General features: G+C 72.7%; 16 protein-coding genes and 1 pseudogene. 7 read left to right on the top strand and 10 right to left on the bottom strand.

Annotation, left to right across the window (positions count from 1 at the left end):
• Nucleotides 1-45: 45 nt before the first annotated feature.
• On the bottom strand, nucleotides 46-837 hold the full coding sequence (locus ABT053_RS17020; RefSeq protein ID WP_502991785.1) for a hypothetical protein: 792 nt from the start codon (nucleotides 835-837) through the stop codon (nucleotides 46-48).
• A gap of 84 nt (nucleotides 838-921) precedes the next feature.
• On the opposite strand from ABT053_RS17020, the gene ABT053_RS17030 reads away from it, so the two are divergent.
• Nucleotides 922-1,065, top strand: a complete 144-nt coding sequence (locus ABT053_RS17030) for a hypothetical protein (RefSeq protein ID WP_350970018.1) — start codon at nucleotides 922-924, stop codon at nucleotides 1,063-1,065.
• Between the two features lie 41 nt (nucleotides 1,066-1,106).
• On the opposite strand, the pseudogene ABT053_RS17035 reads toward ABT053_RS17030, so the two are convergent.
• Nucleotides 1,107-1,520: pseudogene (locus ABT053_RS17035) on the bottom strand (FG-GAP repeat domain-containing protein); the annotation flags it as partial.
• On the bottom strand, nucleotides 1,517-3,679 hold the full coding sequence (locus ABT053_RS17040) for a serine/threonine-protein kinase (RefSeq protein ID WP_350969966.1): 2,163 nt from the start codon (nucleotides 3,677-3,679) through the stop codon (nucleotides 1,517-1,519). The gene ABT053_RS17040 and the pseudogene ABT053_RS17035, both read right to left, overlap by 4 nt.
• 225 nt (nucleotides 3,680-3,904) lie before the next feature.
• Here ABT053_RS17040 and rsmA point away from each other — a divergent pair, with 225 nt between their 5' ends.
• The 3 genes from rsmA (at nucleotide 3,905) to ABT053_RS17055 (ending at nucleotide 7,842) form a co-directional block, all read left to right on the top strand.
• On the top strand, nucleotides 3,905-4,780 hold the full coding sequence (rsmA, locus tag ABT053_RS17045) for a 16S rRNA (adenine(1518)-N(6)/adenine(1519)-N(6))-dimethyltransferase RsmA (RefSeq protein WP_350969967.1): 876 nt from the start codon (nucleotides 3,905-3,907) through the stop codon (nucleotides 4,778-4,780).
• 85 nt (nucleotides 4,781-4,865) lie between these two features.
• Complete coding sequence (locus ABT053_RS17050; RefSeq protein ID WP_350969968.1) at nucleotides 4,866-5,768, top strand: 4-(cytidine 5'-diphospho)-2-C-methyl-D-erythritol kinase; 903 nt, start codon at nucleotides 4,866-4,868, stop codon at nucleotides 5,766-5,768.
• 262 nt (nucleotides 5,769-6,030) lie between these two features.
• Entirely contained in the window at nucleotides 6,031-7,842 is a 1,812-nt protein-coding gene (locus ABT053_RS17055) for an ABC-F family ATP-binding cassette domain-containing protein (protein WP_350969969.1), read from the top strand.
• Nucleotides 7,843-7,906: 64 nt separating this feature from the next.
• Here ABT053_RS17055 and ABT053_RS17060 read toward each other — a convergent pair whose 3' ends face one another.
• Nucleotides 7,907-8,395, bottom strand: coding sequence for a MarR family winged helix-turn-helix transcriptional regulator (locus ABT053_RS17060; RefSeq protein WP_350970014.1), 489 nt, complete (start codon nucleotides 8,393-8,395; stop codon nucleotides 7,907-7,909).
• Between the two features lie 332 nt (nucleotides 8,396-8,727).
• Here ABT053_RS17060 and ABT053_RS17065 point away from each other — a divergent pair, with 332 nt between their 5' ends.
• Nucleotides 8,728-9,492, top strand: a complete 765-nt coding sequence (locus ABT053_RS17065) for a trans-aconitate 2-methyltransferase (protein WP_350969970.1) — start codon at nucleotides 8,728-8,730, stop codon at nucleotides 9,490-9,492.
• Nucleotides 9,493-9,516: 24 nt separating this feature from the next.
• On the opposite strand, the gene ABT053_RS17070 is transcribed toward ABT053_RS17065, so the two are convergent.
• The 3 genes from ABT053_RS17070 to ABT053_RS17080 form a co-directional block, all read right to left on the bottom strand.
• Nucleotides 9,517-10,212 (bottom strand): alpha/beta hydrolase, encoded by a 696-nt coding sequence (locus ABT053_RS17070; protein WP_350969971.1) that lies wholly within the window; start codon nucleotides 10,210-10,212, stop codon nucleotides 9,517-9,519.
• A 43-nt stretch (nucleotides 10,213-10,255) separates the two neighbouring features.
• The gene (locus ABT053_RS17075; protein WP_350969972.1) at nucleotides 10,256-10,777 is read right to left on the bottom strand and encodes a pyridoxamine 5'-phosphate oxidase family protein; all 522 of its coding nucleotides are present in this window, start codon (nucleotides 10,775-10,777) and stop codon (nucleotides 10,256-10,258) included.
• A gap of 106 nt (nucleotides 10,778-10,883) precedes the next feature.
• On the bottom strand, nucleotides 10,884-11,921 hold the full coding sequence (locus tag ABT053_RS17080; RefSeq protein ID WP_350969973.1) for a sigma-70 family RNA polymerase sigma factor: 1,038 nt from the start codon (nucleotides 11,919-11,921) through the stop codon (nucleotides 10,884-10,886).
• A 521-nt stretch (nucleotides 11,922-12,442) separates the two neighbouring features.
• Here ABT053_RS17080 and ABT053_RS17085 point away from each other — a divergent pair.
• Nucleotides 12,443-13,702, top strand: coding sequence for an MFS transporter (locus tag ABT053_RS17085; protein WP_350969974.1), 1,260 nt, complete (start codon nucleotides 12,443-12,445; stop codon nucleotides 13,700-13,702).
• A 317-nt stretch (nucleotides 13,703-14,019) separates the two neighbouring features.
• Nucleotides 14,020-15,498 (top strand): CYTH and CHAD domain-containing protein, encoded by a 1,479-nt coding sequence (locus tag ABT053_RS17090; RefSeq protein WP_350969975.1) that lies wholly within the window; start codon nucleotides 14,020-14,022, stop codon nucleotides 15,496-15,498.
• Nucleotides 15,499-15,699: 201 nt separating this feature from the next.
• Here ABT053_RS17090 and ABT053_RS17095 read toward each other — a convergent pair whose 3' ends face one another.
• From ABT053_RS17095 to ABT053_RS43465, 3 genes are all read right to left on the bottom strand, one after another.
• Entirely contained in the window at nucleotides 15,700-16,578 is an 879-nt protein-coding gene (locus tag ABT053_RS17095) for an NUDIX hydrolase (RefSeq protein WP_350969976.1), read from the bottom strand.
• A complete protein-coding gene (locus tag ABT053_RS17100) occupies nucleotides 16,571-18,634 on the bottom strand; it encodes an RNA degradosome polyphosphate kinase (protein ID WP_350969977.1) in 2,064 nt (687 codons plus the stop codon). The genes ABT053_RS17095 and ABT053_RS17100 overlap by 8 nt, the downstream gene beginning before the upstream one ends.
• Nucleotides 18,635-18,696: 62 nt before the next feature.
• Nucleotides 18,697-19,806 carry a TetR/AcrR family transcriptional regulator gene (locus ABT053_RS43465; protein ID WP_502991787.1) on the bottom strand — a complete coding sequence of 370 codons (1,110 nt, stop codon included), beginning with the start codon at nucleotides 19,804-19,806 and terminating at the stop codon, nucleotides 18,697-18,699.
• Nucleotides 19,807-19,831: the final 25 nt, after the last annotated feature.

Here is a 19,831-nt window from a genome sequence, read left to right on the forward strand (position 1 = left end):
GAACCCGGGAGTCCCGGCGCACGACGGGACCCGAAGCCGGGAGGCTCAGCCCACGGCGGACCCGAAGTCGGCAGAGGCGGCGTCTTCGAGGGCGGGGATCTTCCCGGTGCCCGGTGAGAGCGGGATGCCCTGGGGGTCGTTGCGGCCCAGCAGGACGACCGCTCCGGCGCCTCCCCTGTCGGGCGCTCCGACGACCAGCCGGTTGCCGCTGAACCCGACCGACCAGCCGAAGTGGTCGCCCGCCTCGCTCTGGGCGACCAGCGTGCTCGTCGCCTGCTCGCCCAGCGTGACCAGCCGCACGCCGCCCTGCCCGCCGGTGCCGTCGAAGGGCACGCCCACGGCGAGCCTGACCTCTCCCGCGCCCTCGCCGGTGAAGGCCAGCGAGAATCCGTAGCCCTCGCCCTCGGCCCCTTCCGCGCCCTGGTGGAGGGTGGCGAGAGGGCTGACCTCCCGGTCGCCGGAGGACTGGAACAGCTGGACGAGGCCGGAATCCTTCACCTCGCCGCCGTCGCCGAGCGGGGCGCCCACCGCGAGGTAACCGATGCCGCCCTGCTCGGTGTAGGCCATCGAGTAGCCGAACCGGTCGCCCTCCTCGGACCTGGCCACCTCACGAAGGTCCCACTTCCTGCTCGCGTACTCGTCCTTGGGCTCGCGCACGTCGTAGACGACCGCGATCGACCCCGAGTCGGACTTGCCCGAGTCGACCTGGCGGCCCGCGCCGTCGTCGTTCTCGTACGGCACCCCGACCGCGAGATCCGGCTCGTCCGCGCCGCCACCGAACCTGCCGATCGCCAGCGACCAGCCGAACATGTCGCCGACCTCGCCGTTGCCCGACACGCCCTCGGTCTCCTGGGAGATCCGCCGTCCCGTCCCGTGCCGGGCGCCGGGGTGTCGAAGAGGTAGACGGCGCCGGAGTCGGCCGTGCCGTCGGCGTCCTCGTGCGGGGCTCCGACCGCCACCAGCGTCCCGCCCGAGGTCAGGGACCAGCCGAAGTGCGCGTCGGCCTCCGGCTCCGGGGCGGCCAGGCGGGCCGTCCTGCCCCCGGGGCCGCCGTACACCACGTAGACCGCGCCCGCGTCCGCGAGGCCCGCCACGTCCGCGTACGGGGCGCCGACGAGCAGGTCCGCGCAGCCGTCGCCGTCGACCTCGGCCAGCCGTACCGACCACCCGAAGGCGTCCCCCGCCTTCGTCTCGGGTACGGTCACGGCCTTCCCGCTCTCTCCCCGCCCGAACAGCACGTGGACGGCTCCCGCGCCGGTCAGCCCCCCGGGGTTGGCGAAGGGGTCGCCGACCGCGGAGTCCTCCAGGCCGTCGCCGTCGAAGTCGCTCACACCCGCCCCGGCGCAGTCGGCGGACGAGGCGGCGAAAGCAGTGCTGGTCGAGGAGCCGGTCGAGGTACCGGATGTGGCCGCGAGGGCCCCGGCGGGCGCGGTGAGCGCTTCGGCGGCCCCGGCTTCGGCGGCCCCGGTGGAGGAGAGCGCGATCGCGGCGGTCGCGGCGACGGAGAGCAGCAGCCTCACGACAGCCTCACCTCGATCGTCCTGCCTTCCTTGATCAGTACGCCGGTCAGCTTGGCGGGCCTGCGGGCCGGGGGCAGGTCGAAGACCAGGACGGCCTCCACCTTCGTGCCCGGGGGGAGGGCGGCGGGCAGGCCCGTCGACACCCGCTCGGGGGTGTGCGCCGAGCCGCGGTCGTCGGTCAGGGTGATCGCGGCGGTGTCACCGAGCTGGACCGACTCGCCACCGGTGTTGATCAGCGTCAGCGGGACCGCGCAGAACCGGCCCTTCGCCGGGGTGGCGTTCCCGTAGGAGGTGAGCCCGCAGGCCGGGGTGCGCGGGACGATCAGCTGGGGGTCCGCGAGAAAGGAGCCGGTCGCGATCTTGCGGCCCACGTCGCCGGCGCCGGTACCGGCGAGGTCGCCGGTCTGCCCGGGGGCGCCGGTGGTGCCCGTCCGAGCCTGGCCGCCCGTGTCCCCGCCGGGGATGTTCATCAGGACGACGACCGTGACGACGAGCGCCGCGAGCACGGCCAGCCCGGCGAACAGCCAGCGCCGCCGGGGCGCCGAGCCCTTCGCGTCCGGCGTGGCCGATCCCGGCGGGACCTGGAAGCCGGTCGGGGGCAGCGTGGGTACCTGACCCGGCGCCTGGCTCTGTGCGTGGCCTCGTGCCTGGCCCTGCCCCGGCTCCTGCCCCGGCCCCCGGCCCGCGTCCGGGCCCGGTGCGACGCCCGCCGCCCGGCCGGACGGCGGGGCCTGGAAGGGGGGCGTGAACGGGCGCGACGGCGAGGTCGCGGGCTCGGCCCGCATGGGGTACGGGAGCGGATTCGGCGGCGGGGTCCACTCGGGCGCCGTCGAAGAACCCCACGACCCAGAAGACCCCGACGACCCAGGCGGCCCGGAGGATCCCGGCGGCCCGGACGGCGAGGTCGGCGAGGTCGGGGAGGCGGGCAGGGTCGGAGAGGCCGACGCCGCCCGGGACCCGGAGGCCGGAGGCATCGTGGACGGCCCGGACGGCCCGGACGGCGAGGTCGCGGAGGCCGCCGAGGTCGAGGAGGGCGCCGTGACTCCCGGGGTCTCCGGGGGCGCGGGCGCGAAGGCCGCCCCGGCGGCGGACGAGGCCGGTACGGAGGGCGCGTCCGCCGGGTCCCTGACCGGGATCGACCGGGGGATCGATCCCGGGATGGGCGTCGGTGCCGTGGCCGGGTCGGTGAACCCCGCCTCCAGGTTCAGCGCGCTGAGGGTCTGGGTCGAGTCGGGCTCCACGTTGGCGGGCGGCTCCCACGACTCGCTCAGCATGTCCGTGGCGATCAGCGTGGGCGGGTCGGCCCGGACGGGAACCGGGACGGCCGGGGCCGCGATCCCGCCGCCGACCAGGGCGATCAGCAGGTCCTGGGCGCTGGGCCGCTGGTAGGGGTCCATCTCGGTCGCGCGGCGGACCAGGTCGTTCAGCGGAGCGGGAAGCGCGCCCAGGTCGGGCGGGGTGGTGAGCAGCCGGGTGGCCATGGTCATCATGTCGCCCCGCCCGTAGGGGTGGCGGCCGTTGCCCGCGTACGCGACCATGCAGCCCCAGGCGAAGACGTCGGCGGCCGGGGTGATCTCCAGGCCGCGCACCTGCTCGGGGGCCCACCAGCCGGGGCTGCCGAGCACCTCGCCCGAGCGGGTGAAGCTGTGCGTGGAGTCGAGGGCCCTGGCGATGCCGAAGTCGATCACGCGGGGGCCCGACATGGACAGGATCACGTTGGCGGGCTTGAGGTCCCGGTGCACCAGCCCGGCGACGTGGATCGCGGCCAGCGCCGCCGCGACCCCCAGGGCCACGCCGTGCAGGGTGCCCTGCTCCAGGGCGCCGTGCTCGATGATCTGGCGGGACAGCGGCGTGCCCGCGATGTACTCGGTGACCATGTACGGCCGCCCGTTGTCGTCGTTGCCGTTGTCCAGCACCTGCGCGGTGCAGAACGAGGCCACCCGCCGGGCGTTCTCGACCTCCGTGTGGAACCGCGCCGCGAAGCCCTCCTCGATCGCGAACTCCGCCTTCACCACCTTGAGCGCGACCGGCCTCCCCGTCGGCGCCAGCGCCAGGTAGACGGTTCCCATCCCGCCCTCGCCGAGACGTCCGAGCAGGCGATAACTCCCGATCTGCTCGGGGTCGGCGGGTCGCAGCCCCTCGACACCGGGCTGGTTCACGTCCTCTTCACCGGGAAGATTCCCTTTCTCACCGTTGGGCCCCCGTACGGCAACGTTATCCACAACGGAACCCCTCGCGCTTCATCGAGCGTCTTTGCATCGTCTTCGGTGCGGGAAACTGGTCGGATGGCATGGGAGAGCAACCTTGGGTGATCGAGGCAGACGAGTCGAAGACCACGGCGGACCGGTGGATGCCGGGTTTCAGCCGCCGTGCGGAGAACCAGCATGAGCCTTCTTGGTCCGGCGGAAATACGTATTTTGGCGAACAAGCTCAACATTCGTCCCACGAAAAAGCTCGGCCAGAACTTCGTGATCGACGGGGGCACGGTCCGCAAGATCGTGCGGGTGGCCGGGCTTGAGCCCGGCGACGTCGTCATCGAGGTCGGCCCCGGATTGGGGTCGCTCACGCTCGCGCTGCTTCCCGAGGTCCGCGGCGTGATCGCCGTGGAGATCGACCCCGTCCTCGCCGCCCAGCTCCCGCTGACCGTCGCCGAGCACGCCCCCGAGTTCGCCGACCGCCTCACCGTGGTGCTCGCCGACGCCATGCGCGTGCTGCCCGCGGACCTGCCGCAGGAGAGGCCGACCGCGCTGGTCGCGAACCTCCCCTACAACGTGTCCGTGCCGGTGGTGCTGCACCTGCTGGAGACGCAGCCGTCGCTGGACAAGGTCCTGATCATGGTGCAGGCCGAGGTCGCCGACCGGCTGGCCGCCGCCCCCGGCTCCAAGGTGTACGGCATCCCCTCGGTCAAGGCCGCCTGGTACGCCGACGTCCGCCGCGCAGGTCCCGTCGGCCGTACGGTCTTCTGGCCGGTTCCCAACGTCGACTCGGGCCTGGTCGCGATGGTCCGGCGCGAACCGCCCACGACCGTCGCCACCCGCGAGGAGGTCTTCGCGGTGGTGGACGCCGCCTTCGCCCAGCGCCGCAAGACCCTCCGCGCGGCCCTCGCCTCCTGGGCGGGCACGGCCCCGGCGGCCGAGCGGGCGCTGCGGGCCGCGGGGATCGACCCCTCCGAGCGCGGCGAGCAGCTCACCGTCGAGGACTTCGCGCGAATCGCCGAGCACCGTGCGGCGGAGGGCGCGGCGGAGAGCGGTGTGGCGTGATTCGCAGGCCGGTTTGTGTGCGCGGTGGAGGGATCCCGTTACGATCTGACGTCGTGACCAGTGAGCGAGCCCCGATGAGGGACGCATGAACTCCGTGACCGTCCGCGTGCCCGCGAAGGTGAACCTGCAGCTCGCCGTCGGGCCGCTGCGGGACGACGGCTACCACGACCTCGTCAACGTCTTCCACGCCGTCTCGATCTTCGACGAGGTCACGGCCACCGCGGAGACCGGGATGAGCGTCCGGGTGGAGGGCGAGTCCGCCGACCAGGTGCCCGGCGACCACGACAACCTCGCGATCAAGGCCGCCCTCGCGCTGGCCGGGCACGCGGGCCGCTCGTACGGCGTGAACCTGCTCATCCGCAAGTCGATCCCGGTGGCGGGCGGCATGGCGGGCGGCAGCGCCGACGCCGCCGCGGCCCTGGTCGCCTGCAACGAGCTGTGGGGCCTCGGCCTGCCGCTGGAGGACCTGATGGAGATCGCCGCCGACCTCGGCAGCGACGTCCCGTTCGCGCTGCTCGGCGGTACGGCCGTCGGCACCGGCAGGGGCGAGCGGCTCACCCCGCTGGACGTCGCGGGCACCTTCCACTGGGTGTTCGCGCTCGCCGACGGCGGCCTGTCCACGGCCACGGTCTACGCCGAGTGCGACCGCCTCCGCCAGGCGACCGGCGAGCGGGTCGCCTGGCCCCAGGCCGCCGAGCCACTGCTGGCCGCGCTCCGCGAGGGGAACGCGGAGATCCTCGGCACCGAGCTGCGCAACGACCTGCAGCCCGCAGCCGTGATGCTGCGCGGCTCCCTGGCCCGCACCCTGGACGCCGGCCGCGAGCACGGCGCCCTCGGCTCGCTGGTCTCCGGCTCCGGGCCCACCTGCGCCTTCCTCGCCCGCTCCGAGGCCCACGCGGGCGAGCTGGCCGCCTCCCTGAAGGACGCCGGGGTGGCCCGCGACGTCATCACCGCGCACGGCCCCGTCCCCGGCCCCGTGATCGTGTAGCCGTTCCCGCTCCCGTCAGGGACGTTTCCCCGGTGGGTGTTTCCGGTGAGGGCTCAGGAGAGGGCTGTTTTCCCCGGCCGAGTCGCGGGAGGGAGCCGTTCCCGGCGAAGGCCTCGCGGGTGGCGGTCGTTTCGGGAGGCGGGCCGCGCGGGCCGTTTACGGCGGGGGCGCGGGTGGCGGTCGTTTCCGGGGTGGGTCGCGCGGGCCGGGGCGTTCCCGGTGGGGGAGCGCGCCGGTCGGGAGCGGATACGCTTGTGTGGCGATGAATCTGGTCAATCTTGAGTCGGTCTCCCACTCCTACGGTCCCAAGCCCCTGCTCCGCGACGTCTCCCTCGGCATCGAGGTGGGCGACCGCATCGGCGTGGTCGGTCGCAACGGCGGCGGCAAGACCACCCTCATCTCGGTGCTGGCCGGCGACCTCAAGCCGAACACCGGACGGGTCACCCACAACCGGGGGCTCCAGGTGGGCTCGCTGTCACAGGGCGACGATCTCGATCCGGCGCGCTCGGTGAGCGAGATCGTCCTCGGTGACAGGTCCGAGCACGAGTGGGCGGGCGACGCGGGCATCCGCGAGATCCTCGCCAGCCTGCTCGGCGACATCGACCTGACGGCGCTCGCCGGAAGCCTCTCGGGCGGTGAGCGGCGCCGTACGGCCCTGGCCAAGCTGCTCATCGACGAGCACGACCTGATCATCCTGGACGAGCCCACCAACCACCTCGACATCGAGGCCATCGACTGGCTCGCCAGGCACCTGGCCGGCCGCAGGACCGCGCTGGTGGTCGTGACCCACGACCGGTGGTTCCTGGACGCGGTCTCCACCAGGACGTGGGAGGTCGTGGACGGCTCGGTCGAGCGCTACGAGGGCGGATACGCCGCGTACGTGCTCGCCAAGGCCGAGCGCGCCCGGGTCGCGGCCTCCACCGAGGCCCGCCGCCAGAACCTGATGCGCAAGGAGATCGCCTGGCTCCGCCGGGGCCCGCCCGCGCGCACGTCCAAGCCCAAGTTCCGCATCGACGCCGCCCAGGCGCTCATCGCCGACGAGCCGCCCGCGAGGGAGAGCGTCGAGCTGGTCAAGTTCGCCGCCGCCCGGCTGGGCCGCACGGTCTACGACCTGGAGGACGTCACCCTGCACGCCGGGGGACCCGGTCAGGGGCCGATGGTCCTCGACCGCTCGACCTGGCAGTTCGGCCCCGGCGACCGGGTCGGCCTGATCGGCGTGAACGGGTCGGGCAAGTCCTCGCTGCTCCGCCTGCTCGCCGGTACGGTGCACCCCGACTCGGGCAGGCTCGTACGCGGCAAGACGGTCCGCCTCGCGCACCTGTCGCAGGAGCTGGGCGAGCTCGACCCGGAGCGCCGGGTGCTGGAGACCGTCGAGGAGGTCCGCAAGTTCATCCAGGTCGGCAAGAAGGAGTGGACCGCCTCCCAGCTGCTGGAGCGCCTCGGCTTCAAGGGCGACGCGCAGTGGAAGGTCGTCGGCGACCTCTCCGGCGGCGAGCGGCGCCGCCTGCAGCTGCTCCGCCTCCTCATGGACGACCCCAACGTGCTGCTGCTCGACGAGCCGACCAACGACCTCGACATCGAGACGCTCAACGAGCTGGAGGACCTGCTCGACGGCTGGCCGGGCACGCTGATCCTGGTGAGCCACGACCGCTACTTCCTGGAGCGGGTCACCGACAGGACCGTCGCGCTGCTCGGCGACCGCAAGCTGTCGATGCTCCCCGGCGGTGTCGACGAATACCTCGCCCGCCGCGCCTCGGGGGCGGCCCTGTCCGCGCGGGCGGCGTCCGGCGCGGTGTCCGGTACGGCCTCGGCGACCTCGTCCACCGGCGCGAAGGAGACGGCCCCCGGGCTGTCCGCGAAGGACGAGCGCGACCTCCGCAAGGAGCTCTCCCGGATGGAGCGCCAGCTCGACAAGCTGAGCGGCCGGGAGGCGAAGCTGCACGCGTCGATGGCCGACGCAGCCGCCGACTACGAGCGGCTGGCCTCGCTCGACGCGCAGCTGAAGGAGATCCTCGCGGAGAAGGAGTCGATCGAGGGCGAGTGGCTGGAGCTGGCCGACCGCCTGGGCGAGTGAGCCCGGGGTTCGTCCCGAAGCGGGGAAGGCCCGGGTTTGGATCTTCCTCGGAGGGCATGAAGGGTCAGCGCACTCCGGTGTCGGTGGCGTCAAAAGGGACAAGTAGCGTGCGCAGCAGGTCCGAAAGGGCCTGCTGTTCGCGTTTTCCCAGGCCCGACAGGAGATCGCGCTCGCGGCGCAGCAGGTCGGCGAAGGCGCCGTCCACGCGCGTCCGCCCGGCGTCGGTCAGGGAGACCAGGACGCCGCGCCGGTCCTCGGGGTCGGGGCGCCGTCTCACCAGCCCGGCCGCGGCCAGCCGGTCGATCCGGTTGGTCATCGTCCCCGAGGTCACCAGCGTCGCGCGGAGCAGCGCCCCCGGGCTCATCTCGTACGGCTCCCCGGCCCGGCGCAGGGCGGTGAGCACGTCGAACTCCCAGGTCTCCAGGCCGTGCTCGGCGAAGGAGGCCCGGCGGGCGCGGTCGAGGTGGCGGGCCAGCCGGGAGACCCGGCTGAGCACCTGGAGCGGCTCCACGTCGAGGTCGGGGCGTTCCTGACGCCAGGCGGCGACGAGCAGGTCGACCTCGTCCCTGCCGAGGTCCCTGCCGGAGTGCCTGCCGACGTCCTTGCCGGGGTCCTTGGAGGGGTCCCTGCCGGAGTTCCCGCCGAGGTCCCTGCCGGAGTGCCTGCCGACGTCCATGCCGGGGTCCTTGGAAGGGTCCCTGTCGAGGTCCTTGCCGGAGTCCCTGCGGGGGTCCCCGTCGGGGCCCCTGCCGGGCGCGCCGGCCGCGACGGGCTCGTCCTTCGCGGCGGACGGACGCCCGGGGCCGTGGTCCGCGTGGTGCAGGGTCATGGCGCGAGTCTATCTGTCTTGACATCGAGATATCTCGCCGGATATCACTTGTCTTGATGTCAAGAGATATGTGGGATCCCCTGGTCTACGGCCGCTACGCCGACGAGCGCTCGCGGCCATTCTTCGATCTTGTTTCCAGGATAGCCGCGGAGCGCCCCGGCCACGTTGTCGACGCGGGCTGCGGCACCGGCGAGCTCACCGCCGAGCTCGCCCGGCGGTGGCCCGGCGCCCGCGTCCACGGGTTCGACTCCTCGCCCGCCATGGTCGAGAAGGCCCCCGCGGGCGGCTCGCTGACCTTCTCCGTCGACGACGTCACGCGGTGGCGTCCCGAGCGGCCGGTCGACGTGATCGTGTCCAACGCCGTCCTGCAGTGGGTGCCCGGGCACCGCGAGCTGCTGCCGCGCTGGGTGGAGACCCTCGCCCCCGGCGGCTGGCTCGCCTTCCAGGTCCCGGGCAACTTCGACGCCCCCAGCCACGCCCTGGTCCGCGAGCTGTGCCGGACGGCGTGGCGCGACCGGCTCGGCGATCTCGTCCGTCCCTCCCCGGTCGACGACCTGGCCGCGTACCTCGGCCTGCTCACCGGCCTGGGCTGCCGGGTGGACGCGTGGGAGACCACCTACCTGCACGTCCTGCCCGGTGACGACGCCGTGCTCGCCTGGATCACCGGCACCGCCCTGCGTCCCGTGCTCGACCGCCTGGAGCCCGCCGAGGCCACCGCCTTCCTCGCCGACTGCGCCGCGCTGCTCCGCGAGGCCTACCCGCGCGGGCCGTACGGCACGGTCTTCCCCTTCCGCAGGATCTTCGTGGTCGCCCGGAGATGACCCGGAACCCCGGCGAAAGGGGACTCACGTCACGGTGTGACCGTCCATGGCCGCCCGGTACGCCTCCAGCCGGTCGGCCAGCTCCCCGGGGCGGCTGAGGGCGATGCCGTGGCCTCCGCCGATCTCGTCGGGGACGGTTCCCAGCCGTTCCCCGACGACGCGGCGCATGAACCCGGCGGGGAAGAAGCGGTCGTCGCGGCACAGCAGGAATCTCGTCGGCACGGACGGCCAGGCGTCGAGCGGCCACGGCTCGGCGAACGGGGTGGCGGACTGCCCTCGGCCCCTCCTCAGCGCCTCCGCCGCCAGCTCGGGCGGGACGTCGTGGAGGAACAGGGCGATGTCGTCGTCCGGCGCCCGGCCGTCGCGTTCGTCCTGCTCGCGCCTCGCCGCCTCCCAGCCGGTGTTCGCCCACCAGGCGCCGGGCGGTTCGCCCGGTGACGGGATCATCGCCGTCAGCAGCACCAGGAGGCCGACCGGCACCCGCTCGCACACCAGCGGCGCGGTGAACCCGCCGAAGGACTGGGCGACCAGGACGAGGTCGCCACGGTCACCGATGGCGTCGACCACCGCGTCGGCGTACTCGGAGAGCCCGGCCGAGTCGTCGTCGCACGGCAGGTCGGGCGTGACCACGTCATGGCCGCGCGCCCGGAGCTCGGCGGCGAGGAGGTGCCAGTACCAGGAGTCGGACGCGGCACCGGGGATCAGTACGTAGGTGGTCATGTCCGGTATTCCTTCCGAGGTGGGCGGGGGTCCGGACCGGCCGTCACAACCGGCCCCGGCGCTCGAAGTCCTCCGCGCCGGCGCCCCCGGGCATCCGGGTCGTGAAGTCGAGGACCCCGACCCAGGCCGGACGGACGGCGATGCGGGCCATCCTCGTACCGGGATGATCCACCGCCGACACGTTGGCGGCGCCCTGCTCGGCCCCGGCGTAACGGTGCTGGGCGAGCGCGTACTCCGGCACGATCCCCTCGACGTCGGTGACCGACGCCCGGCCGCGGACGAGGAGCACCTCGGGCGGCGTGGACGCGGCGTCGATGGTGATGGCGACGTCGGGCCTCGCCCGCAGGGCGGCGATCTTACGCGCCCCGGCGAACGTGGACATGACGACCTCGGTGCCCGTCCAGTGGAACAACATCGGGAACACGCGCGGGGTGCCGTCCGCCGCCACGTACGCCAGCCGCGCCAGTTCCTTCGAGGCGAGCAGGCGCCGCGCCACCTCACTGCCCAGCAGGCGGACGTCCCCCTGCGGCAGCGCCATCACGTCCTCGCGGTCGTCGATCACCATCGGGCTCGCTCCTCGTCGTCTCGACCCCGCCTGCCGGGGTCGTACGTGTTGAGACGGCGAGGCGCCGGAAAAGGGGTCACCGGCCGGGCGCGGGGCCGGCCGGTGGTCAGGACAACGTCGACGGCAGCCCGAACGCGGGGAACAGGCGCGGCTCGAAGACGGTGATCTCGACGATCCTCCCGCCCCCGGTCCGCAGCACGTTGAGCACCTGGGGCCGGTACGCGGAGTCTCCCGGCAGCCGGACGTACCCCGCCACCGCCGGCTGCCGGTTCGCCCGGGTGGGCACGCTCCGCCATTCTCCCCGGTACAGCGGCGAGTCCGGCCCGAAGGCGTGTGCGGAGAAGGCCTCGACCGCCTCGCGACCGGAGAACCAGAACGGACGCGGCGGCATCGTCATCCGCACGTCCTCGCTCAGCAGCTCCGCGAGCGCGGCCGTGTCGGCCCGCTCGTGGGCGTCCATGAAGCGCCGCAGCAACTCCCGCTCGCGCGCGGTCGGGGCCGCCGGCGGCGACCATTCCAGCCGGTGTTCCGGAAGGTGCGTCCTCAGGGTCGATCGTGCCCGCTTCAGGGCGCTCTTGACCGAGTCGACGCTCGTCCCGAGCAGCACGGCGGTCTCCCCGGCGGGCCAGCCGAGCACGTCTCGCAGGATCAGCGCCGCCCGCTGCCCCGGGGGCAGGTGCTGGAGGGCGACGAGGAACGCCAGCTCGATGGTCTCCTTGCCCACCACGGCGGCGTCCGGTTCCGTCTCCCCGGACGCCGCAGGCTCCAGCAGCCGATCCGGGTACGGCTGCAACCACCGGACCTCGGCCGGCGGCGGCACCGCGTACGCGTCCTGTGCCTGTCCGGTCTCACGCGGTCGCGGGCGGCGCGGGTGCCGGTCGAGGAAGTCGAGACACGCGTTCGTCGCGATCCGGTAGAGCCACGCGCGGTAGGTGGAGCGGCCCTGGAAGGTCTCGCGCCCGCGCCACGCCCGCAGGAACGTCTCCTGCACCAGGTCCTCCGACTCCTCGAACGAGCCGAGCATCCGGTAGCAGTGCACCTGGAGTTCCCGCCGGTGGCGTTCGACGAGTTCGGCGAACGCCGGTTCGTCGCCCGCCCGCGCGGCGGCGACGAGCGCGCCGTCCCCGGCTCCCGCCTCGCCCAATGATCCGCCTCCCGATCGTCGCGGCTGTCTCCGCTGTCGCCACTGCCGTCGCTGTCGCCGCTGTATCAGCCGTCTCCGCGACATGCTCGCCCCATTGGGACGGGCGAGCGGCGCGAAAAGTGTCAGCCCGCCCCGGGCGACGGTCCGGGAAGGCGCGATACCAGCCGGATTCTCGCCGAAACCGGAACCGGAACCCGAGCCGGAACCGGAGCCGGAGCCTGAACCGGAACCGGAGCCGGATCCGAGCCCGAGCCCGAGCCGGAATCGGACACGGGTCACGCCCGCCGGGCACCGGCCATCCTACGAACCCGTGGGCCGCGCGGTGGCCCGGGGGCAGCCGGAGCTGTTCGCCAGGCCCCGCCCCGAAGTGGCTTGAAGTGGCTTGATCCAGTGATGAACGGTGTGATTTGGTGTGATCCGGGCGGTACGCGGGCCGCGCTCACGGGGTGTCAGGCCAAGCCGGGCGGGCACGCCCGGTCGCGGCGGGCCCGGCGATCCATTGGACGAGCGTCAGGCGGCCGGTGAGAGAAGCGGCGGGGTCCGGAGCGGAAGCGCCACGCCCGCTGTGGCGGGATCGCTCGTTCGGCGTCTTCTGGGGCGCGCAGACCCTTTCCGTGGCCGGTGACTCGTTCGCCCTCATCGCCGTCCCCCTCCTGATCCTGAACGTGACGGGATCCGTCGCGCAGATGGGCCTGCTGACCGGCGTCTCGGGCGCGGCCTCGGTCGTCGCGGGGGTGTTCGCCGGGGTCCTCGTCGACCGGTTCGACCGGCGTACGCTGCTCATCGTCTGCGACCTCGCCAGGCTCGTCCTGTACGCCCTGATCCCGCTGGCCTGGATGACGGGACCGCGGATCTGGCTGCTGTACGTGGTGTTGCCGCTGGCCGAGGCCGTCGGCATGGTCTTCCAGGTCACCTACGTGACCGCGGTGCGCAACCTCGTCGGCGACGGACGCGTCACCGACGCCAACGGCAAGCTCTACGCGACCGCCGCCGCGGCGGGGATCCTCGGCCCGATGCTGGCCGGGGTGGTGGCGGGCAGGTTCGGGCTGACCGCCGCGATCGGCATCAACGCCGCGAGCTTCGCGGTGTCCGCGATCGGCGTCTACCTGATCCGCATCCCCCGCACCACCGGCGGACCCGCGGCGCCCGCCGTACGGGAGAAGCCGTGGCGCGAGATCCTGGCCGGGGCGGTCTTCCTGTGGCGCCACCCGGTGCTGCGCGTGCTGACCGTCCTGCTGTCGTTCTTCGTCTTCCTGACGCTCGGGCTGACCGACCTCGTGATCTACCGGCTCAAGTACGACCTGGGCCGGCCTGACTCCGCCGTCGGGGTGGTCCTCGGCATCGCCGCGGTCGGCACGGTGATCGGCTCTCTCCTGGTCGCGCGGCTGCGCGCGCGGGTGGGGTTCGGCCCCGCGTGGATCGGCGCGCAGGCCGTGGCCGGGCTCGCGATCGTCGGCGCCGGGTTCGCGGGTTCCGTCTGGGGGGTGGCGGCCGTCGTGGCCCTCTACCTCGGCTGCGTAAGCGTCGCGGGGATCTGCTCCATGTCCCTGCGCCAGCAGGTGACCCCCGACCACCTGCTCGGGCGGGTCACCTCGGCGTTCTGGACCATCCACTTCTCCATGGGCCCCATCGGCGCCGCCGCCCTCACCTGGGGCGCGGCCCGCTACGGCGCCACCCCGGTCTTCGTCCTGGCGGGCGCCTGCTGCCTGCTGATCGCGGTGACCGCCCTCTTCACCCCCGTACGCCTGCGGCACCCGGAGAACGTGACGCCCGCTCCGTGACCCGGTCGTGCTCGGAGACGGCTGCCCGGGAGACGGCTGCACCGCCTCCGTCACCCGATCGCGCGGTGAGATGGTCACCTCACCCCCGTGACCCGGTCGTGCCGGGAGGCGGCCGTAATCGACCGGCGCCCGTGCGGCCGAGCGGCCGATCGGGTCCGAACACGCCCGTGACCTGCCGCTCGGCCGGACGGGCGGCCGGTGGTGCCATCACCCCGGCGGCCTCGGAGGCTATCGGCCGGGGTTCCTGGACGGATAACAGGGCATCAATAAATACTGCGAAGACATGGTAGATATCTGGGCAAATCTGGGGATGACCTGTGGGAATAGAGATTGAGGACAAGTTCGACGTGCCGGTGGACTACCAGGTGCCGGATCTCACGGGCCTGCCGGGCTCGGCGGAGGTCGTGGGTCCGAAGACCCATCAGCTGGTCGCCCTCTACTTCGACACGCCCGACCTGAGGCTCGCCGCGCGGGGGATCACCCTGCGCAGGCGCAGGGGCGGCACCGACCCGGGCTGGCACCTCAAGCTTCCCAAGGCCAAGGGCGTCCGGCAGGAGATCACCCACCCGCTGACCCGGAGCGCCAAGATCGTCCCCGCCGAGCTGGCGGACCTGGTGCTCGCCTACACCCGGGGCGCCCCGCTCGGGCCCATCGCCGAGCTGGACACCCGCCGCGCCGTCACCACCCTGGTCAACGGCGCCGGGGTCGGGCTGGTCGAGATCGCCGACGACCGGGTCAAGGGCACCGTGTTCGGCGACGAACCCCACGTCGAGCGCTGGCGCGAGGTCGAGGCGGAGCTGCTCCAGGGCGACGAGAGGCTGCTGGGGAAGGTCGGCAAGCGGCTGGGCAAGGCCGGGGCCGTCCCCGCCGACTCGGCCAGCAAGCTCGCGCGCCTGCTCGGCGGCGCCGGAGCGGTCTCGGAGCATCCGCGCGCCGAGACCGCTCCGGGGTCGGCGGGTGAGGTCGTCGTCGGCTACCTCACCGCCCAGGCCGGAGCGCTGCTCGCGCAGGACCCCCGGGTGAGGAAGGCGGAGGAGGACGCCGTCCACCAGATGCGCGTCGCCGCCCGGAGGCTCCGCAGCGCGCTGAAGTCGTTCAAGACGGTCGTCGAGGGGACCGACAACCTCCAGGAGGAGCTCAAGTGGCTCGGCGCGGTCCTCGGCGAGGCCCGTGACCTGGAGGTCGTCCGCGAGCGGTTCGCGCGCAGGCTCGACGCCCTGGACGACGGGCTGATCGTGGGCCCGGTCAGGGCGCGCCTCAGCTCCGACCTGCTGGACGACGAGCACGAGGCCCTCGACCGGATCAGGGACACCCTCGGCGGGGAGCGCTACTTCGCCCTGCTCGACGCCCTCGACGACCTGACCGGCACCCCGGTGCTCACCAAGGCCGCGAAGAAGCCCGCCGACACCCTGGACGCCGTCGCCGCCAAGAGCTGGCGCCGGGTCACCAGGGCCTACGACACCGCCCAGGCCATCGAGAACGAGTCCGAGCGCGAGATCGCCATGCACGACGTGCGCAAGGCGGCCAAGCGGGCCCGCTACACCGCAGAGGTGCTCGGCATGAAGAGGCTGGCCAAGCTGGCGGAGGCCGTGCAGGAGGTGCTGGGCACCCACATGGACGGCGTCGTCGCGCAGGAGCGGCTCGCGGCCGAGGCCGCGAACGCCCGCCTGGCCGGGGAGGACACGTTCACCTACGGCGTGCTGACCGGCGTGGAACGGGCCGGGGCCGCGCGCGCTTGGGAGGAGTTCCCCCGGGTCTGGGCGGAGACCACGGCCGCCGTCGCGAAGCTCCTCTGACCCCTTCCCGAACACCCCGGCGTCCCGCGGCGGATTCCACCGGAGGGCGCCCTCCCGGGATCGCGGCCGACGGGACCGGGGGGTTCGCGGCCGATGGGACCGTAGGGTTCGCGGCCGGTAGGACCGGGGGTTTCGCGGCCGGTGGGACCGAGGGGTCCGCGGCCCCGCCCTCCGAGGACTGGGCCGCGAACCCCGCAGGTGTCAGACCTCGTACCCGTCCGCGGCCACGACGTCGCCGCCCGCGTGGTGCAGCACCAGGAACGCGCCCTTGGCCAGCCGTGTGCCGCCCGCCCGCTCGTCGAGGCCGGTGATCAGCTCGGGCAGGATCTTGCCGTGGCTGCAGAGCGCGACGGGCCGGTTCAGGGCCATCGCCTCCGTGGCCAGCCGCAGGGAGGCCTGGGCGTCGTAGCCGCTCTCCGACAGGACGGCTTCGAGCCGGATCGGCAGACCGGCCCGCTTGGCGTACGGCTCCAGGGTCTGCACGCACCGCCTGCTGGGGGAGCTGACCAGCTCCGTGAGGCGGAAGGCGCCCAGCACGGCCGCCAGGACCCCGGCCTGGCCGCGCCCGTGCCTGTCGAGCGGCCGATCGTCGTCGTCGCCCTTCCAGTCCTGCCGGTTGCCCGCCAGGCCGTGCCGTACCAGGACGAGCGGGGTGGTCGCCGGGGTCGCCTCGCCGAGCGCGTGGAGCAGCCCGGCGTCCCACTCGTAGCTCAGGCGCCGCGCGGCCTCGTCCACCGGCATCCAGGCCACGTCGTCGACCTCGTGCGTGTCGGTACGGGAACCCTCGGCGACCATCCTGGCCAGCCAGTAGTCGACGCGCTTGGGCCGCCCGCCCTTCAGGTAGTGGCTCGACGGCAGCGACCGGCCGAACTCCGCGACGATCCCCGTCTCCTCGGCCAGCTCGCGCAGCGCGCCCGCGACGGGGTGCTCGCCGCGCTTCAGCTTCCCCTTGGGGAACGACCAGTCGTCGTACTTGGGCCGGTGGACGAGGGCGATCTCCGGCGCGGCCGGGGAGCCGCGCCAGACGACCACCCCGGCCGCGCGGATCGTGTCGTCCCGGCCGGTGTCGCGCTCAGTCATCGATCGCTCTCCATCGGCGGGTGCCGATCAGGTGGGTCTGCAGGTCGTCGCCGGGATGGCGGGTCCAGGTCCCGTCGGAGTTGAGCCACCAGGTCGTCGTGTCGTCCGACATGGCCCGGTCCAGCAGGTCGCTGAGGTAGCTGCGCTGCTGCTGGCTGGAGACCTTGACCAGCGCCTCCACCCGGCGTTCGATGTTGCGGCGCATCATGTCGCCGCTGCCGATCCAGATCTCCGGGCGCCGGCCGTGGCCGAACTCGTAGATCCGCGAGTGTTCGAGAAACCGGCCCAGCACGCTCCTCACCCTGATGTTCTCCGACATCTCGGGGATGCCGGGACGGAGCGTGCAGACCCCCCGCACCCACAGGTCCACCGGTACGCCGGCCCGCGACGCCCGGTAGAGGGCGTCGATGATGGGCTCGTCGACCAGGGAGTTCGTCTTCATCCTGATCCTGGCGGGGCGGCCGGCCTCCTGGTGGGAGATCTCCCGCTCGATCCTGGCCAGCAGCCCGCCGCGCAGGGAGTGCGGGGCGACCAGCAGCCGCCGGTAGGCCGAGTGGTTGGAGTAGCCGGTCAGGTGGATGAACAGGTCCGTGACGTCCTCGCCGACCAGCCGGTCGGCGGTGAGCAGGCCGAGGTCCTCGTACAGCCTGGCGGTCTTGGGGTTGTAGTTCCCGGTGCCGATGTGGCAGTAGCTGCGCAGCTCGCCAGAGGACTCCTGGCGCACGACCAGGGCGAGCTTGCAGTGGGTCTTCAGCCCGACGACGCCGTAGACCACGTGGCATCCGGCGCGTTCCAGCTTGCGCGCCCAGGTGATGTTGGCGTGCTCGTCGAACCTGGCCTTGATCTCCACCACCACGACGACCTGCTTGCCCGCCTCGGCGGCGTCGATCAGCGCGTCCACGATGGGCGAGTCGCCGCTGGTGCGGTAGAGCGTCTGCTTGATGGCGAGGACGGCGGGGTCGGCCGCGGCCTGCTCGATGAACCGCTGCACGCTCGTGGAGAACGAGTCGTACGGGTGGTGCAGCAGCACGTCCCGCTCGCGCAGCACCGCGAAGATGTCGTCCTCGACGTGCACGACCTCCGCGGGCACGAACGGGCGGAAGCTCAGCTCGCCCCGGTCCAGGTCGGCGATCGCGTGCAGCCCGGTCAGGTCCAGCGGCCCCGGCAGCCGGTAGATCTCGTGCTCGGCCACCCCCAGCTCGTCCACCAGCAGGTCGAGCACCTCGGGTGTGATGGTGTCCTCGACCTCCAGCCGGACCGGGGGGCCGAAGCGGCGCTTGAGCAGCTCGCGCTCCAGCGCCTGCATGAGGTTCTCGGTGACGTCCTCGTCGACGTCGAGGTCCTCGTTGCGGGTCACCCGGAAGACGTGGTGCTCGACAACCTCCATGCCCTTGAACAGCTGCCCGAGGTGGGCGGCGATCACGTCCTCCAGCGGGACGAAGCGGTTCACCGACGCCGTGACGAAGCGGGGGAGCTGGCTGGGCACCTTGACCCTGGCGAAGACCGTGTTCCCCGTCGAGGGGTTACGGACGGTGACGGCCAGGTTCAGGGACAGGCCGGAGATGTACGGGAAGGGATGGGCGGGGTCGACGGCGAGCGGCGTCAGCACCGGCCTGATCCGCTCCCTGAAGAGCTTGCGCATCTCGCCGCGCTCGTCACGGCCCAGGTCCTCCCAGCGCACGATCTCGATGCCCTCGGCCCCCAGCTGCGGGCAGATCCGCTCGTAGAAGCAGGCCGACTGCCGCTGCGCGAGGTCGTTGGCGATCGCCGCGATCCTGGCCAGCTCCTCGCGGGGCTTCAGCCCGCTCTTCGTGCGGAGCAGCAGCCCGGTGGCCATCCGCCGTTTCAGCCCGGCCACCCGGACTCGGAAGAACTCGTCGAGGTTGCTGGCGAAGATGGCCAGGAACCGCACCCGTTCCAGTAAAGGCAGGGACGAGTCCTCCGCCAGCTCCAGAACTCGCTGGTTGAACTGGAGCCAGCTCTCCTCTCGGTTGAGGAAGCGCTCCTGGGGTAGAGGAAGCCCGTCGGGGGTGGGGCGAACGAGTTCAGCGGACATATGACCAGAATGCCCGCTTTGGTTGAACGGAACGTTAATTTAGTCTCAACGAGCGCTGTTGCTTATCCACTTGGTTCAAGCTTTTCCCGCTCCTCGCCGGCGAGTTTGGCGTGCTTGAGGGTGTCGCGCTCGGCGGCCCTGGCCTCCTTGAGGCGGGTCTTCTCCTGCTCCCTCAGCAACCGCTGCTGCTCCCGATACTCCCGCTCGCGCGCCTTCTCCAGCTCCCGCTGCTCGCGGAGCCGCGCCTTCTCCAGCTCCCTGGCCAGCTTCTCGGCCTCGCGCTCCTCGCGCTGCCGCAGCTTCTCCCGCTCCTTGAGCTCGCGCTCGCGCAGCTTCTCCTGGTTCCTCAGCTCCCGCTCGCGCGCCTTCTCCAGCTCCCGGATCTCCTTTTCGGTCGGGGGCGGCGGTAATTCGGGACGCGGAGGCGGGGGTGATCCCGCCCCCGCGGCGGGTAACTCCCCCTCCGTCTCCGCGGCGCGGGATGCCGGGCCGGGGGAGGGGGCCTCGGCCGGGCGCTGCGGGTGGGACAGCCGGTGCTCCAGGCCGCGCGAGGCGGCGGTGAGCCGGGGGTTGGGGTCCAGGCCGGTGAGGCCGTTCCAGGCGAGGTTGACCAGGTGGGCGGCGACCTCCTCGCGCGGCGGCCTGCGCACGTCCAGCCACCACTGGCCGGTCAGCGCCACCATGCCGACCAGCATCTGGGCGTACATGGGGGCCAGCTTGGGGTCGTAGCCGCGCTCGACGAACTCGTCGACCATGACGTCCTCGACCTGGCTCGCGATGTCGTTGATCAGGCTGGCGAACGTGCCGGTCCCCGAGGCCGCGTGCGAGTCGCGGACGAGGATGCGGAAACCCTCGCTGTTCTCCTCCACGTAGGCCAGCAGGGCCAGGGCCGCCCGCTCCAGTTTGATCAGCGAGTGCGAGGCGGAGAGCGCCTCGGTCACCAGGCCCAGCAGCTTCTGCATCTCCCGGTCGATGACGACCGCGTAGACGCCCTCCTTGCCGCCGAAGTGCTCGTAGACCACCGGTTTGGAGACGTTGGCGGTCGCCGCGATCTCCTCCACCGAGGTGCCGTCGAACCCCTTCTCCGCGAAGAGGGTCCTGCTGATCTGGATCAGCTGTTCCCTGCGTTCCTTGCCTGACATGCGCCGTCGGGGTTCGCTCACGGTTCTCATAATGGCGTTTCCCCGGTGTCGGACG

Origin of the sequence: Streptosporangium sp. NPDC002524 (genome assembly GCF_040295985.1) — a bacterium.
GTDB lineage: Bacteria > Actinomycetota > Actinomycetes > Streptosporangiales > Streptosporangiaceae > Streptosporangium.